Here is a 15601-nt window from a genome sequence, read left to right on the forward strand (position 1 = left end):
CCCACAAACACACCCCAAGGACCCATCACCGCCGCCGCACCCCGCAGCCCCGCCACCGCCTCCTGGGCCATCCTCGCCGGACTGGCCACCTGCGCCACCCTCATCGGCGGCCTAACCTGGTGGCTCCGACGTACAAATAGGAAATGACCCTGTGACTGGTCACTCCGCACGCCACAGGTTCGCAACTAACCCCAACAGCACCAGACCGACCGCGGGAGCAGCGACCGCCCACGGCGCCCGCTCCAGATGCAACACCGACTCGGCGAGCAGCATCCCCCATTCCGGTGAGTCATGTCCGGCGCCTAAGCCCAGATAGCCCAGACCGGTCAAGGCCAACGCCACATGCGGGACTCGCATCAACGCATGTACCGTGACCGGTCGCATCACTGTCGGCAACAGATGGTGCCAGATGATCCACCACCTGCCAGCCCCAGCGACGAGTGCCGCTTGGTGATAACCCGACGCTCTCGCCTCCACCGCCAGCGTCCGGGCATGCACCGCCAACGGGATCCACGCCACCACACAGATCGCCACCGCCGCGCTCAGCATTCCTGGGCCCGCCACCGCAGCGACCACCAACCCCAGGAACACTGACGGCACCGCATTCAACACATCAGCGATGCCGCTCCCCTCGCGGGAGGACAATCCCACCGCCACCCCGATCACCACAACAACGAAGGACAACAGCAACGCCGTACCGACTGTGAAGAACGCCCCCTGCCCGACCCTGGCCCACACATCTCGGCCTACATGGTCGGTGCCCCACGGATGCGTCCAGGACGGTGACAGATGCCGCTCCCCTGGCATGATCTGCGCCGACCGGCACCACCCGCCCACCACGAGCACCGTCAATGCAGCCACTGCCGCCCACCACAGCCGAGACGGTCCGCCCACAGCGACTCGGCGTACCCCAGCGACCCCACGCCCCGCACCCAAAGCCGGCCCCAGAAGCAGCCGGTGCGCCACCATCCCAGCGGCTCCCACCAGCGCGCCGACCACCACCAACGCGGCGACGCACCCCTGGACCACGGGGATGTCCTGTGCGAGCGACGCTTGCAGACACAACCTCCCCAGACCTGGCACAGCAAAGGTGTCTTCGACGATGACCGACGCCCCCACAATTCCGGCGAATAACAACATCACCTGCGGCAGGACCACCGCGAGCGCCCGGTGTGCGATGAGGGCGGCCAGGCGTGCTGGTCGGGCGCCGTTGGCGCGCCATGTGTCGACCCAGTCCTCTGCGGCGATGGTGGTGACGGCGTCGAGGAGGATGCGGGTGAGGATGCCGCTGCTGGATAGGGCGATGGCGCTGACGGGGAGGATCATGTCGCGGGGTTCTCGCCAGCCGACCGCGGGGAGCCAGCGGAAGTGGATGGCGAAGATCCAGGCGAGGGTGACGGCGACGACGGCTTCGGGAAGTGCTGCGAGTGTGCCGGCGAGTGCGGGGAGAGTGGGTCGGGTGTGGGTGTGTCCGTGGGCGAGGCTGAGGAGTCGGGGGGTGATCAGGAGGGCGGCGACGGCGAGGGTGGTGAGGGCTGCGGTGGCAGCGAGGTTGGTGGAGATGAGTAGTGCTGGGGTGACGACGCTGCTGACTTCTTTGCCGCTGACCCAGGAGGTGCCGAGGTCGCCGTGGAGGGCGTGGCTGAGCCAGGTGAGGGCTCCGGTGAGGGGGTTGTCGGGGAGACGGAGTTCGGTGCGGATGGCGGCGAGAGCGGCGGGGTCAGCGTCACGTTCGGTGTGGCGGGCTCGAAGGACCGTGTGGGCGGGGTCGCTGCCGGTCAGCCAGGGGAGCGCCCCGGCCAGGAGGGTGATGGTGATCACTGAGGTGAGGGTGATCGCCGCGGTGTGGGCTCCTGGGGGCAGCTGGGGGCGGCGTACGGCGGCGCGGGCTGGCACGGTCGGTGTGGTCATTTGGCGAGCACGGTGTCTTTGGTGATCATGCGCCATTCCAGGGGGTCGTCGGCGAGGCCGGTGACGGTTTTGGCGTGGCCGATGCGGACTTGTTCGTGGACGAGGGGCAGGTAGGGCGCTTGGGAGAGGATGCGGGTTTCGGCGGTGATGGCGGCGCGGCGGCGTTCGTCGAGGTCGGTGGAGGTGGCTGCTTTGTCGAGGATCTCGTCGGTTTCTTTGTCGCAGAAGAAGGCGAGGTTGTAGCCGCCTTTGCAGCCGAAGTCTGATTGGAGGATGGCGATGGGGTCGCCTGCTTTGGAGGCGTACATCCGGGAGGCGATGACGGCGTCGTATGTGCCTTCGGTGAATTCTTTTTCGATGAGGGAGTATTTCTTGACGACGGGTGGGTTGACGGTGAATCCGGCTTTGCGGAGTTGGTCGGCGACGAGGGTGGCTGTTTCGGGGAGTTCGGGGCGGTCGTCGTAGGTGGCGATGGTGATGGTTTTGCCGTGGGGGTCGCTGGGGTCGGGGTAGGTGGGGGCGGGGCGGTGGTCGGTCCAGGTGGTGTCGCCGCGGAAGTAGCCAGCGGCGGGGTCGGCTTTGCCTTCGAAGACGGTGGTGGCGACGGCGGTGCCGGAGATCGCTTTGGCGGCGGCGACGCGTAGTCCGGTGTCGGTGAAGGGGCCGTTTTTGGTGTTGAGGGAGATCCCGGTGGTGCGGGGGATGGCGCGTTTGTCGACGACGTGGTCGGTGATGTTGGCGACTTGGGCGATGGGCACGTTTTGGATGACGTCGACTTCGCCGGATCGGAGCGCGGAGACGCGGCTGTCGGCTTTGCTGACGAAGGTGACGTCGAGGCCGGTGAGGTGGGGTTTGCCGCCCCAGTAGGTGGGGTAGGCGTCAGCGGTGGCGGCGGTGGTGCCGGTGAGGGTGGTGAGTCGGAAGGGGCCGGTGCCAGCGTTGGTGGGGTCGGGTTTGTTGGGGTTTTTGGTGTAGGCCTTCGCGGCGAGGATCACGGTGTCGGGGTTGGCGAAGCGTTGGACCAGGATCGGGTCGTCTTTGTCGGAGGTGACGGTGACGGTGTGGTCGTCTTTCGCGGTGACGGTCAGGGCGCGGCCGCTGAGGGTTGCCGGTGCCGGGGTGGCTTTCAGGGCGTGGTTGAGGCTGTCGGTGACGGCTTTGGCGTCGAGGGCGGTGCCGTCGTGGAAAGTGACGTCACGCCGCAGGGTGAAGGTGGCGGTTTTTGAGTCGGTCATCTCAAATTTTTCGGCGAGCCCAGGTCGGGGTGAGCCGTCTTTGTCGATGCTGACGAGAGCTTCAGCGACACCCATTCGGGTGAGACTCACCGCGTCTTCGGTGTAGGGCGACAGGTCGGCGATGGGGGTGAAGTTCAAGGCGAGTCGGAGTCGTCCGCTTCCGGAGGGGCTGTCGGTGGGTGCGGTGGCCATGCATCCGGTGAGGAGGGCGCTGCCGAGGACTGTGGTGGTGACGGCGAGCGCCGTCGTACGGCGTCGAGGGTGGTGGTTCATGGATGCTCCTGGTGTGGTGACGGTGGGGATGGGTTTGTCGGTGGTGCGGTAGTGCGGTGGTGCGGTGATGGGCGAGCCAGGTCAGGGTGGGGGCAGGTGGTGGCGGGTGAAGGGGGTGATGGTGATCGCAGAGAGGGCGGTGGGGATCGCGGCGATCAGCCAGGGGATCGGCGCGGTCCAGGTGGGGGTGGTGGCGAGGTCGAGGAGGTGCCCGTTGAGGGTGCTGCCGACGAGGACGGCGAGGCCGCCGACGGAAGCGGACAGGCCAAGGTAGGTGCCGAGGTGACGGCCGCCGGACAGGTCGGCGATGACGTCGCGGGCGGCAGGGAGGAGCAGCATCTGTCCCAGGTGTAGCAGCAGCACAAACAAGAGTAGGGGCGCCACGCCCCAGCCGTGACGGTCGGTGAAGGGGGTGCCGCAAGCTACGGTCACGAATCCGATGCTGATGAGGAGGTAGCCGCGGCGCATGGTGGTGGCACGTCCCCAGGGGCGGGCGGCGCGGGTGACGGGGACTTGCCCGAGGATCGTCACCACTGCAGCCAGCACGAACAGCCAGGTGATCGCCGCTGGCGGCAGGCCCAATCGGGTGAGTTCGACTGGCGCGGCCAGGTAGAGCTGGTTGTAGGCAAGGAGATAGCTGGAGTGGATCAGGGTGAAGGTCAGGAAGGGGCGGTCGTGGATCACAGCGAGCAGCGACGTACGGATCGGGTGACGGAGGCTAGCGGTATGACTGGTGGTGGGGATGGTCAGGTGCGCTGCCAAGACCAGCCCGAACACGACTGCGGCAAGGAAACAGGTCGTGCTGAAAGGCACGACGAGAAGCACCCCACCAAGGACGGGACCACACACCGATCCGGCTTTGGAGCAGATGTTTTCGATGGCGACGACATCGGTGAGGGTGGGGCCACCGCGGCGTTCCAGGTGTTGGCCCCACGCCACGATCGCTGATTCAGTGGCGGGGGAAAACACGGCAGCAGCGACACCGATGAGCAGGACGCCAGTGATGACGCCAGCCACACTGGTGGTCACCGCGATCGTCAAGAAACCAGCGATTCGGATCACACAGCCCACGACAATGCTGCGACGTGCGCCCCACCTGTCAGCGGCAGCTCCACCCCACACAAACAGTCCCTGCTGACTGACAGTGCGCAACCCCAGGATCGCGCCAACCACCCAACCCGCGAGGTGCAAGTCGCCACTGAGATGCGCCGCGAGGAACGGCACCACCAGGTAGAAACCGACATTGAACGCGAACTGGCTGGCCAGAAGCACGACAAGGGGCGTGGGGAGCTGACGCACCGTGGTCACGAGGTCACGCCGTACGTCGGAACGGGCAGGACTGCGGACACCAACGTCCGAGTGATGGGATGTGCGGGGGCGGTGAGTACGTCGTGAACCGGACCCGATTCCACGATAGTTCCGGCATGCAACACAGTGACGGTGTCGCACAGGTGGTGGACGGCACCTAAGTCGTGCGAGACAAACAACAGTGCGGTGCCTTGTTCGGCACAGACCTGTCGCAACGTGTGCAACACCTGCAAGCGGACCACGGCGTCCAACGCACTCACTGGTTCGTCAGCAATGATCAGGCGAGGAGCAGGCATCAAAGCTCGGGCGATCGCAACACGTTGGCGTTGACCACCGGACAGGTGACCTGGATAGCGGCCGATGAGATCAACGGGCAAACCCACCGCGTTGAGGCAGTGCTGAATCCGCTGGTCGCGATCACCGGTGAGATGCAGACAATCCCAGGGTTCAGCGATGCTATCGCCGATCGTGCGGTGCGGGTTCAATGAGCTGGCCGGGTCCTGCGGGACCGCCTGGACCGTACGTCGAAACCACGGCGCGCGGCGCCCCACCGGGACGGCACGTCCCTCACAAGTCACAGTGCCAGCATCGGGTCGCTCCAACCCGAGCAGCATCCGCAGCAGTGTGGATTTGCCAGAACCGGATTCCCCCACAACACCGCAGCGGGCCCCTGCTAGGACCTGCACGTCCACCCCATTGACGGCAGTGATCGGGTCACGGCGACGCTGCCAAGGCCACCGCGCGCCGCCGGGATACACCCGGGTCAGGCCGTGCGCTTGCAAGATCGGTGTCGCGGAGTCAGGCCCGCCGGGCAGGATGTGTGCGGCTGAGTTCATGATTCCCCCTGACAGGTGGGCAAACTCATTGCTCTGCTGGCGGTGACCAGCTCATCAACATACGAATCTTCAGGTGCACCCCACACCCGGTCACTCGGACCGGCATCGACCACTCGCCCAGCCCGCAGCACCACCACCTGCGGACACAGCGCCGCCGCAACCGCCACATCGTGAGTGACCAGCAACAGCGCCCGCTCAAGAGCGATCTGCTGCAACAACGGCATCAGCTCCGCTTGCACCGAGACGTCCAGCGCTGACGTCGGCTCGTCAGCGATCAACAGCGCCGGGTCCGTCGCCAACGCCATCGCCAAACCCACCCGCTGCCGCTGCCCACCAGAGAGTTCGCCAGGGTATTTCTGGGCCGTGCGGGCCGGATCGGGCAAACACATCCGGTCCAGGAGTTCCCTGGCCCGATGTGCGGCATCCCGGCGGCTCACCCCCTGCGCCCGCAACGGTTCAGCAACATGAGCCCCGACCGTGACCAGCGGGTTCAACGCCGTACGAGGATCCTGCGCGACATACCCAATCGTGTGCCCACGGACAGCACGCCACTGAGCTTGGGACGCGCCGAGCATCTGCTGGCCGTCGACCTCGACGCAGCCATCAACCGTCGCCCCCGCCGGGAACAGCCCCATCATGGCGCGAGTCGTCAACGTTTTGCCCGACCCAGATTCACCCACCAACGCCACAGCGTGCCCGCGCCGTACCTCCACATCGACCCCGTCGACTAGTGTCTGGGCACCACAAGTGATCCGCAGGCCCTGCACCCGGACGATCGGCGGGTCGTCAGAGGCAGACGTGGCGGTAACGGCATTGGACAGAGCAGTCTCCTGAGGTGATATCCCGGCCGATGGACAGGCGCGGACAGCGCGCCAAATCGGCTGGTACAGCTGGTGGATGGGGCAGGCGGCGGCGTCGCCGTCACGTTTTGTCGCCCTCACGGTACGTCGCCCTCACGGTACGTCGCCTCAAGGCACGAGACAGCTGGCCCGAGTGTGGCGGCCCAAGTGTGGTGACCCGAGTGTGGTGACCCGGGTGTGGGGCGACGCGAACCGGTCCTGGTGACGCGAGCGTGGGAGACATGAGCGTGGGCGTGATAGGCGTGGGCGTGATGACGATAGGGCGGTGGTGGTCGGGCAGAAGTACGAGGTATGCAGGCGAGTTGATGTTGGGTGTCGGTGGTGCTGAGGCGTGCTAGTGCTGTGGAGTTGGTGATGCAGAGGTGCGCTGGTCAGGACCCTGCGGAAGCCAGAATCCAGACGAGAGGGTGTCATACACCCCAAGGACATTGTTGCCGCATATGAGAGGCGTTATCAACAATGCCGACAGCGTCGCCCACCGCTCTTGCCGTCAGTGTCCACGGCTCACTCGCCACGCCACCGCGAGCAGCACTGCGCCACAACGACAGTGGAGGACTGCCCCCTAGACGCCAACGGGGTGTTCGTGCCGCCCCCGAAGTACGGCACGAACACCCGCTCAGGACACCCATCCTAATGCGACCCGGTGGCGTTAAGTACCCCTTTTGCCTCAACTGTCACAACATTCCCACTACTGTGTCAGCTCGCCAGTAGTCGACCCCGCACCACCCCATCCTCACCGCATCATCTCCACCGCGCCCGGCCGCGCCTCGCCGTACCTCGCCGTACCCCGTCATACCTCGCCGCATCTTCACCACCCCTGGCAAACCCGCCCATGGGCGGGTTTCCGACGCAAAACCCCAGGTCGCACCTCCCAAAACCCGCCCACGGGCGCACCGCCCCACCCCCAAACCCGCCCATGGGCGACTTAGGCTTTGCGCCCGGAGAGCTCGGCTTCACCCCTTGTCGCGTCGTACAGTGCCGACAGCGTTAATTGGCAACAGCTCATGACATCTGAGGAGGAGATCCGATGTACGAGTACAAGGTCGTGGAGCTGCGTGAAGGGCTGATCGGCGGGAAGCTCTCCGGCGGCAAACTGGAAAAAGTCCTCAACGACCACGCCCGAGAAGGCTGGCAGGTCAAGGCGATCACGTCAGCTGACGTCAAAGGCCGCATCGGACCCGGTGGCGTCGAGGGCCTCCTGGTCACCTTCGAGCGCCGCGTCAGCTAAACCCGCCCACGGGCGGCTTTCCGACGCAAAACCCCAGGTCGCACCTCCCTAAACCCGCCCACGGGCGACTTTCCGGGACGAAACCCCAGGTCGCCTCCCACAAAACCCGCCCACGGGCGACATGTCCACTCGCTAAACCCGCCCACGGGCGGCATCTGCAGGCGCCAAGCACCAGACACCGATTACCGGTCACGGTCACGACACCGTGTTGAGCGCAGCCGCTCGCCGCTGATCTCAGACATTCCGCTAGGCACAGACGTACCGCTGAACACGGTCTCCCCGCTGAGCACAAACCCCGCCGCTGGACACGGTCTCCCCGCTGCGCGCAGACCCCGCCGTTGAACTCGGTCATCATGGTGCAGCGGCATAGCCATATCGTGCAGCAACGACGACGGCCGGGTCTGAAGGATGTTCTCTTCAGACCCGGCCGGTGGGTGTTGCCGTCGAGTCAGCGGCTATGGACGAACAGGGTCTCTCCTGCTGCGATGTGTCCTTTGCTTTCGAGGGCAGCAGCAGCGTGGATGGTTGTCGCGGGTGCTTCGGTGATGATGATCATGACGACGGGATCGTGACCTGCTGATTCGACGGCGGGTACGTCGTACGTCGTGATGATTTGTCCTGCGGTGACGGTGTCTCCTTCGCCGACGTGGGTGGTGAAACCGGCGCCGTCGAGGCGGACGGTGTCGACCCCGAGGTGGGTGAGGACTCCGAGTCCACCGGGGGTTTGGATGACGTAGGCGTGCGGCCACAGGGTGGTGACGGTGCCGCTGACGGGTGCGACGGCGTGGAGGACACCACGGTCGGGGGTGACGGCGGCGCCGTGGCCGATGATCCCGTCGGCGAAGGTGCCGTCGGAGACGTCGTGGAGCGGGATGGCCGTTCCGGGCACGGGTGCGAGGACACCAGTGGCGACGGTGGGGGTGATGACAGCGGTGGCGCCGGTGATGGGACCTTCGGTGCTTCCGGTGGTGACCCTGGTTGGCGTGGCCGTTTCCACTGCAGGTGTCACAGTGCTGGCTGCGGGGGGCGTCGCTGCCGGGACGTCGCCTGCCGTCCTGGCGAGGGCGGAGCGCATCTCTTCTTTGAGGACGTCGGAGTGGACGCCGAAGACCGCTTGGACGTTGTTGCCGACGTCGATGACTCCGGCTGCGCCGAGGGCGCGCAGGCGTGCTTTGTCGACGGCGTTTTTATCGATGACTTCGATGCGTAGGCGGGTGATGCAGGCGTCGACGTTGATCAGGTTTGTTGCTCCACCGAATGCGGCGATCAGGTCGTCGGCGCGGCTGGTTGCGGTGGCCGCATTCTCAGCTGCTGCGTCATCGGCACTGTCATGTGCGGCTTCTTCTGGTTCACGTCCGGGGGAACGCAAATTCCAGAATTGGATGGCGAAGCGGAAGACCACATAATAGAGGACGAAGAATCCGACTCCCATTCCGACGAGCAGGGGGATGTTTTTCGCCGCCGATGAGGTGCCATAGAGCAGCAAGTCAAAAAGTCCGGCAGAAAACGAGAATCCGAGATGGATGTCGAGGGCGTAAGCGATGGCCATGGACAGTCCAGTAAGTAGCGCGTGCAGCACGAAGAGTGGGAACGCAGCAAACATGAAGGCGAATTCGAGGGGTTCAGTGACGCCAGTGAGGAAGGCAGTTAAGGCGCCTGCGGTGAGGATGCCGGTGGCCGCTTTCTTCTGACCTGGTTTGGCGGTGTGGATCATGGCGAGCGCCGCACCGGCCAGGCCGAACATGAGGATGGGGTAGAACCCGGCGGTGAGGCGCCCTGCGGTGGGGTCACCTTGGGCAAAGCGGGTGAGTTCGCCGGTGACGACGCCTTTGGGGCCGTCATAGCTGCCGTGCATGAACCACACGTAGATGTTCAGGATGTGGTGCAGGCCGAACGGGATCAATAGTCGGTTGGCGACGCCGTAGAAGAAAGCGCCGATGATGCCGGTGCCGGTGATGAAACTGCCGACGCTTGTCAGCCCGGTGTTGAACCACGGGTAGAAGTAGCTCATGGCAAAGCCGGTGATCAGGCAGCCGAGAGATACGACGATCGGCACGAAACGGCGTCCGCCGAAGAAACCGAGGTACGGCGGTAGTTGGATCGTGTGATAACGGTCGAAGAGCCAGGCGGTAATAAGTCCGACGATGATTCCAGCGAAGGCGCCGTAGTTGATTGTGAGGGGTTTGCCGGCAGTGTCGACTTGGCCGGCGAGCACGACGGGTGACATCGCAGTGAAGACCCCGGTGATGACGAGGTATCCCGCGACGGCGGATAGTGCAGTTGAACCGTCGGCTTTCTTGGCAAAACCGATGGCGACGCCGACGGCAAAGAGTAGTCCGAGGTTTTTAAAGATTTGGTCGCCGGCGGTGCTCATGGCGACGAAGAACGGCCCTAGGACGGGGACTTGGATTTTGCCGAGCAGGTCTTCTTGACCGAGTCGCAGCAGGATCCCTGCGGCGGGGAGGAGCGCGATCGGCAACATGAGACTCTTGCCGAGACGCTGGAGCTGTCCGAATCCGGAACTGCGGGGCTGTGGTGGGGATGCCGTGGTGGCCATAGGCTTTCCTTGCCTGGATCAGAGCGGACATCGATGTCCGGATCGGCTCACTGCTGGTCGATCAGGTCGACAGTACAACTCTGGTCAACATCAGCGTCAGAGCGCTGCTGGTGGCCGGGTCCGCTGCCACGCCTGTTCATGTGTCGAGGTGTCTTGGGTCTGGCAGCCGATTTTCCCAGCTCATCGCCTTACATAGCTGGGAGGGGTCACGAGGTGAGCTGGCGCGCCCACACGGATAGGCTCCTCCCCGGGGTGGGTGTGTCTGCATCGCCCTGTCTCACGACGCATGCCCAGGAGCAACCCGATGTCTTACGACCTGACCGGCCGACTCGTCATCGGGGTCGCTTCGAGTGCTTTGTTTGATCTGACGGAGTCGGGTCGGGTGTTCCGGGAGCATGGTGAGGCGGCGTACCGCGATTATCAGGAGGAGCACCGGGATGACCCGTTGCGGCCTGGCGTGGCATTTCCCTTTATCCGGCGCCTTTTGGCCCTCAATGACTTGATGCCACCTGATGATCCTCTGGTTGAGGTGATCATCTTGTCGCGCAACAACCCGGAGACGGGGTTGCGGGTGATGCGGTCGGTGGCATCGCATGGTTTGGCGATCAGTCGGGCGGTGTTTACTCAGGGCCGGGCGCCGTTCGTGTTTATGCCAGCGTTTGCGATGTCGTTGTTCTTGTCGGCGGACGAGGACGACGTACGGCGCGCGGTGGCCGCGGGGTTGCCGGCAGGGCGGGTGTTGGAGTCGGCGATGGTGGATGACCCGGACGATCAGGAGGTGCGGGTCGCTTTCGATTTTGATGGGGTCCTGGCGGATGATCAGTCCGAGCGGATCTTTCAGGGCAGTGGGCTGCCCTCTTTTCACGAATATGAGACTTCGCATGCGGAGTTGCCGCACGCGCCGGGGCCGCTGCAGGACTTCTTGACCAACCTGAATCGCATCCAGCAGGTGGAGGAGAATCGTCGACGCGAAGATCCGTCGTACCGGTTGCGAGTGCAGGTGTCATTGATCACGGCGCGGAATGCGCCATCGCATGAGCGTGCGGTGCGCAGTTTGAAGGCGTGGGGGGTGCAGGTGAATGAGGCGTTTTTCCTTGGCGGGGTTGATAAGGGGACGGTCACGTCGATCCTGCGGCCTCATCTGTTCTTCGATGATCAGGTGTCGCATTTGCAGTCGACCTCGCGGTTCGCCCCGAGTGTGCATGTGCCTTTTGGGGTGACGAACGGATCTTCAGAATCGGACGAACCGGACCCGACCGGAGTGAGTCCTCATCTCTGACGGCCAGACTGGCACTCACCTTGGGTCTTGTCCCAGGGGAGTGGTGGTGGTGTCAGGTCGGGATGTGGCCGACCACGGTGCAGGACTCACCAGTAGCACCAGGCACACTGGTCCCTAACGCGCAGACGTCGAGGCCACCGAAAGGCCTCACAGGGAAGGACTCATCGCATGGCCTCGCCCGTGAATCGACCCTGGTGGTCGAAGTTGTGGCCCAGCGCATGGTCGTTGCCCGGACTTGGCCGCCAGGAGCAGCAGGAACGGCACTCGATTCATGCGGCATCCCCGCAGCCTGGTTCCGCATCATCGTCCCGTACGTCGACTCCGCGCCCGTCGTCACCTTCGACGGCGGCCCGGCGTCGTCTCCCTGCGTTCGAGTCGATGGTCGAGCCACCGACCGCTCTGGTCCCCAAGATTGTCTTCCCGACTGAGGACGCACCGCCGCAGACCACTGCACCGGCAGGGGCTGCCAAGGCCGCAGCGTTACGCGACAAAGGGACAGCTCAGCAGGCATCGACGGTGGCGTCGCCAGCCCGCACTGCCAGCATCACTGCTTTCCGTGGGTACGCCGTCATCGATGTGCAGACCACTGGACCAGACCCGCACCGTCACCGTGTGGTGGAGATCGCGGTGGCTCTCCTCGACGAGGATGGCCGCCTCGAAGATGAATGGTTCACTCTGATCGACCCGCAGGGGCCGGTGGGTCCTACCTCGACGCATGGCATCACCGACGGCGATGTCGTCGGGGCACCGACGTTTGCGACGATGGCTCCGCACGTCCTGGCGGCCTTGGATGGCCGAGTCCTGGTCGCGCACAACGCCCGGATCCAAGCGCTCTTTTTGCAACACGAGCTGACCCGACTGGGTGTGGATTTCCCCTCGGGGACTCCGCACGGGGTGTGCACGATGACCTGGGCACCAGCACATTTGGAGGCGCCTTCGCGTCGCTTGGTCGATTGCTGCGGCTCGGCGGATGTCCCGTTGCTGGTGCATCACAGCGCCCGCACTCAAGCCCGCGCCGCAGCTGGCTTGTTGCGCTGCTATCTGGAGCGCAGTGGCGGCACCCCACGGTGGGCAGCGCACCTTGGCTCGAACCGGTATATCTGGCCCAAGGTGGCCGCCGTGTATGGACCGATGCCGCGTCGGGAACGGGCCAGGTCGATCCCGGCGATCCGGCCGACTGGTGTGTGGAGCGATCAACTGCTGTCCGGCCTCACCCAGGTCGGTGACGCCTCGGTTGACGCCTATCTCGACATCATCGATCGGGCTCTCATCGACCCTCAGCAGGTGGTGACAGCTGATGCGCTGGCCGTGATCGCTGAGGACTTGGAGATTGCGGGTGACCGGGTTGATCAGATCCATCGGGATCACCTTGCCGATCTGACACGGATTGCGGCGACTATCGGGCAGGTGACCCGTGAAGAACGTCGTGATCTGGAACGTCTTGCCACGATGATGGGTTTAACGGCCGCTGATGTGAAGTCGGCCTTGTATCTCTCCTCACATGATGTGCCCCGGCATGGCGGACCCGGTGGCGACATCGCAGTGACGTTGTCTGCCGGAGATCGGGTGTCTTTTACTGGTTCGTTGAGTCGCGGCAGGGGTATCTGGCAGCAGCGGGTCCGAGAAGCCGGGTTGACCACCGGAGGTGTCACTCAAGACACCAAAGTCGTAGTTGCGGCTGGTCATGGCAGCACTGAGACTCTCACGAAGGCCCGCACACACCGCATCCCCACCCTTGGGGAAGATGAGTTTGAGACCCTCTTTGCGGCGTATCAGCGCGAACGGGACGTCCCCCAGGACCGCAACGCACCGTGAGGGATGTTGCAGTTCAAGGTAGTTATCGCTGATTCCGCCCGTCGCCACCGACGGTCGATGGCACCATGTTCGTTCCGAGGAGGTACGGCGAATGCGGGATATCGAGGTGCGGCTGCGTGGCCATGGCGGCCCAGATGCGGAGTTGCGAGCCGATCGGGTCGCAGCGATCGCGGCAGCATTGGACGACTTGGTGTTGCGGTTGACCAGGGAAGCGGCGTCCGCGGCGGGTTTGGGGCGGCCAGGTTTTGCCATTGAACGGCTCGGGGAGGTCCGGCTGATCTCCATTGCTGCTGGCGGTCCACGGTTGACGTTCACGGTAGGTGACGCTGATGCCTTGGATATCGATCCGTTAGGGCAGATGACTGACGCGTTGTTTTGGGGAATCGTCGAAGGTATGGCGGTCAACGAGCGGCCGACCTTCGTGACCAACACGATCGCGGAAGCGACGATGCGTTTCGTAGCGGCATTGCAGCGCTCCGCCCCGCATGTCGATGTGACTTTTGGCGCCCGATCTCCGATTCATCTGGCGACTGGGGCGATCAACCGTCGGGTGTGGGAACCCGACGACAGCGGAGCTCATCGCCGTACGTTAACGGGGTTGCTTGAGGCCGTCGATCTGCGCAATGCGCATTTTCGGATCGTCGATGCCGAGGACAATCGGGTGGAACTGGTCGACGTGCGGGAGGCGGAAGAAGCCTCTCAACTGGTGGGTCAAGTGGTGGTTGCGGAGGGGACCTTTATCCCTGCCCGTGGCGCCAGCAAGCCGCGGATGGAGGAAGTGGCGGTACGCGCCGCCGTACCGATCTCGATGTCACCTGAAATGTCACCTGATGGAGTGGGGTCGAGACAGGGCGACTCCACGTCCGCAGAGCCGGACGTGGAGTCGTGGGGTGGGCTGTTTTCGCACGTGACTCGGTGAGAGTCACTCTCCTCAGGACAGGTAGGCGTGCGCGCTGCCTGGGCCCCCGCGCCAGGCGAGACGTTTCCTCAGCGACTCTGCTTGGGCGCGCAATCGGCGTTTTTCATCACTCACATCGAGATCGGATTCGATCGGGCTGAATGCTTCGATGGCCTCGATCCGTACTGGCGCATAACCCCAGAGGATCATGAGGTCATCGCCGTAGCGGTCCTTGCGACGCACGAACCGCCATATGAGGTATCCCATCAGGCTGAGGACTCGTTCGGTGACACTGGAGCACACCAGGAAGAACAAGATTGGTATCGCAAAAATGATCGATAAGACGACGCATATGAACCATGGAATGATAAAAATGAGCAAAATAATCTTACCTATAAACGGTATATCAATAAAATCCCCGGCCGGGGATTCCACCGCGGGATGATGAAACAAAGACCTGGCCAGACGCCACATCTTACGAGGCACCAAGGACACCCAGAGAAACACGTTTTGCCACGTTCCACGTACGCCGTATTGACGAGCCAACTGGTCAGCAATGACGGCTTCCAGCTGAGGCGCGGAGAGCCGGTTCATCGCTGCAGTGGTAACACAGATGATGTTGCCTCCGATCACGGGGGCATCCAATGCGTCGGTCTCATGAATCATCAGATGATAGCTGTCAGGTGCAACCCCGGTACGTGCAGCCACCCGATGCCACGACGGCAGTAAATATTTTTCTTCCGATGTCGTCGCCTGCTGGCACCCAAAGATCCACCTTCCCACGGCCTGAGGGGCGGTCTTTGCGCAGATCCACGCCGGAAGCAGGACACAGATCACCCCTGCGAGGTACACCAGCACAGCGACGACGAGCCCGATGGGTTTCACCGGCGCCATTGAGGACAACGGGTTAAGGGGCAACTTCTGAAATAACAGAATCCGGGCCAGCAGAGAGAACGGGGTCACCGCCACGAAGAGCCAGAAAGCTCCCACCCACAGCGGTCTCCACGCTGCGGCGATGCGCCCTTGAGGGACGAAGTGGTATGGCGTTGATGCCATGGCTGGGGCGGGAGTGCGCAGTTGATCATAGGGGCTGATGAAAACCTGATCTTGAATCGGTGATACCACACCGTTTTCCGGTTGGAGCGGCGCTATCCTGCTGGGATTTTGGCTGAACTGTCCGTTCGGACGGCTGTCATCTGACAGCTGATACATTGCTGACTCCTTCGCCCGGGATTCCTTTCCCGCGGCGGTGACGATGATCGGGACCGGAGTCAAATGTATGCCGGATGTCCTGGCAGGGGAGGTGCAATCCCCAGTTTCGAGATGATCGGCGATCACCTTGAGCGGACCCCAACTTCTTTCCCCTGGTCCCGCTCATCCACGGATCTCAGATGCAACCGG

The 15601-nt window shown here is 63.9% G+C and carries 11 protein-coding genes; 4 read left to right on the plus strand and 7 right to left on the minus strand.

What is annotated here, in order from left to right; translation table 11 throughout:
• Positions 1–159: 159 nt before the first annotated feature.
• From KEM60_RS02095 to KEM60_RS02115, 5 genes are all read right to left on the minus strand, one after another.
• Positions 160–1911: an ABC transporter permease subunit gene (locus KEM60_RS02095; protein ID WP_219105824.1), complete on the minus strand. Its 1752-nt coding sequence runs from the start codon at positions 1909–1911 to the stop codon at positions 160–162.
• A complete protein-coding gene (locus tag KEM60_RS02100) occupies positions 1908–3419 on the minus strand; it encodes an ABC transporter substrate-binding protein (RefSeq protein ID WP_219105825.1) in 1512 nt (503 codons plus the stop codon). Before KEM60_RS02100 ends, KEM60_RS02095 begins: the two co-directional genes overlap by 4 nt.
• Before the next feature lie 81 nt (positions 3420–3500).
• A complete protein-coding gene (locus KEM60_RS02105) occupies positions 3501–4727 on the minus strand; it encodes an MFS transporter (RefSeq protein WP_219105826.1) in 1227 nt (408 codons plus the stop codon).
• The gene (locus KEM60_RS02110) at positions 4724–5563 is read right to left on the minus strand and encodes an ABC transporter ATP-binding protein (protein WP_219105827.1); all 840 of its coding nucleotides are present in this window, start codon (positions 5561–5563) and stop codon (positions 4724–4726) included. The genes KEM60_RS02105 and KEM60_RS02110 overlap by 4 nt, the downstream gene beginning before the upstream one ends.
• A complete protein-coding gene (locus KEM60_RS02115) occupies positions 5560–6504 on the minus strand; it encodes an ABC transporter ATP-binding protein (protein ID WP_255574134.1) in 945 nt (314 codons plus the stop codon). Before KEM60_RS02115 ends, KEM60_RS02110 begins: the two co-directional genes overlap by 4 nt.
• 946 nt (positions 6505–7450) lie before the next feature.
• Between KEM60_RS02115 and KEM60_RS02120 the strand changes: the two genes are divergently transcribed.
• Positions 7451–7651 carry a DUF4177 domain-containing protein gene (locus tag KEM60_RS02120; RefSeq protein ID WP_219105828.1) on the plus strand — a complete coding sequence of 67 codons (201 nt, stop codon included), beginning with the start codon at positions 7451–7453 and terminating at the stop codon, positions 7649–7651.
• Between the two features lie 448 nt (positions 7652–8099).
• Here KEM60_RS02120 and KEM60_RS02125 read toward each other — a convergent pair whose 3' ends face one another.
• Positions 8100–10208 (minus strand): glucose PTS transporter subunit IIA, encoded by a 2109-nt coding sequence (locus KEM60_RS02125; RefSeq protein ID WP_219105829.1) that lies wholly within the window; start codon positions 10206–10208, stop codon positions 8100–8102.
• A gap of 304 nt (positions 10209–10512) precedes the next feature.
• On the opposite strand from KEM60_RS02125, the gene KEM60_RS02130 reads away from it, so the two are divergent.
• From KEM60_RS02130 to KEM60_RS02140, 3 genes are all read left to right on the plus strand, one after another.
• Positions 10513–11487, plus strand: coding sequence for a 5'-nucleotidase (locus tag KEM60_RS02130; protein ID WP_219105830.1), 975 nt, complete (start codon positions 10513–10515; stop codon positions 11485–11487).
• 168 nt (positions 11488–11655) lie between these two features.
• Positions 11656–13302: an exonuclease domain-containing protein gene (locus KEM60_RS02135; RefSeq protein ID WP_219105831.1), complete on the plus strand. Its 1647-nt coding sequence runs from the start codon at positions 11656–11658 to the stop codon at positions 13300–13302.
• 91 nt (positions 13303–13393) lie between these two features.
• A complete protein-coding gene (locus KEM60_RS02140; RefSeq protein ID WP_219105832.1) occupies positions 13394–14221 on the plus strand; it encodes a hypothetical protein in 828 nt (275 codons plus the stop codon).
• A 12-nt stretch (positions 14222–14233) separates the two neighbouring features.
• On the opposite strand, the gene KEM60_RS02145 is transcribed toward KEM60_RS02140, so the two are convergent.
• Positions 14234–15538 carry a hypothetical protein gene (locus tag KEM60_RS02145; RefSeq protein WP_219105833.1) on the minus strand — a complete coding sequence of 435 codons (1305 nt, stop codon included), beginning with the start codon at positions 15536–15538 and terminating at the stop codon, positions 14234–14236.
• Positions 15539–15601: the final 63 nt, after the last annotated feature.

The sequence above is a fragment of the Austwickia sp. TVS 96-490-7B genome, assembly GCF_019331795.1.
GTDB lineage: Bacteria > Actinomycetota > Actinomycetes > Actinomycetales > Dermatophilaceae > Austwickia.

Excerpts from the sequence above, each read along its gene's own strand:
- KEM60_RS02130 (WP_219105830.1), top strand. The coding sequence starts at position 10,513 with ATGTCTTACGACCTGACCGGCCGACTCGTCATCGGGGTCGCTTCGAGT.
- KEM60_RS02135 (WP_219105831.1), top strand. The coding sequence starts at position 11,656 with ATGGCCTCGCCCGTGAATCGACCCTGGTGGTCGAAGTTGTGGCCCAGC.
- KEM60_RS02120 (WP_219105828.1), top strand. The coding sequence starts at position 7,451 with ATGTACGAGTACAAGGTCGTGGAGCTGCGTGAAGGGCTGATCGGCGGG.
- KEM60_RS02095 (WP_219105824.1), bottom strand. The coding sequence starts at position 1,911 with ATGACCACACCGACCGTGCCAGCCCGCGCCGCCGTACGCCGCCCCCAG.
- KEM60_RS02110 (WP_219105827.1), bottom strand. The coding sequence starts at position 5,563 with ATGAACTCAGCCGCACACATCCTGCCCGGCGGGCCTGACTCCGCGACA.
- KEM60_RS02140 (WP_219105832.1), top strand. The coding sequence starts at position 13,394 with ATGCGGGATATCGAGGTGCGGCTGCGTGGCCATGGCGGCCCAGATGCG.
- KEM60_RS02100 (WP_219105825.1), bottom strand. The coding sequence starts at position 3,419 with ATGAACCACCACCCTCGACGCCGTACGACGGCGCTCGCCGTCACCACC.
- KEM60_RS02125 (WP_219105829.1), bottom strand. The coding sequence starts at position 10,208 with ATGGCCACCACGGCATCCCCACCACAGCCCCGCAGTTCCGGATTCGGA.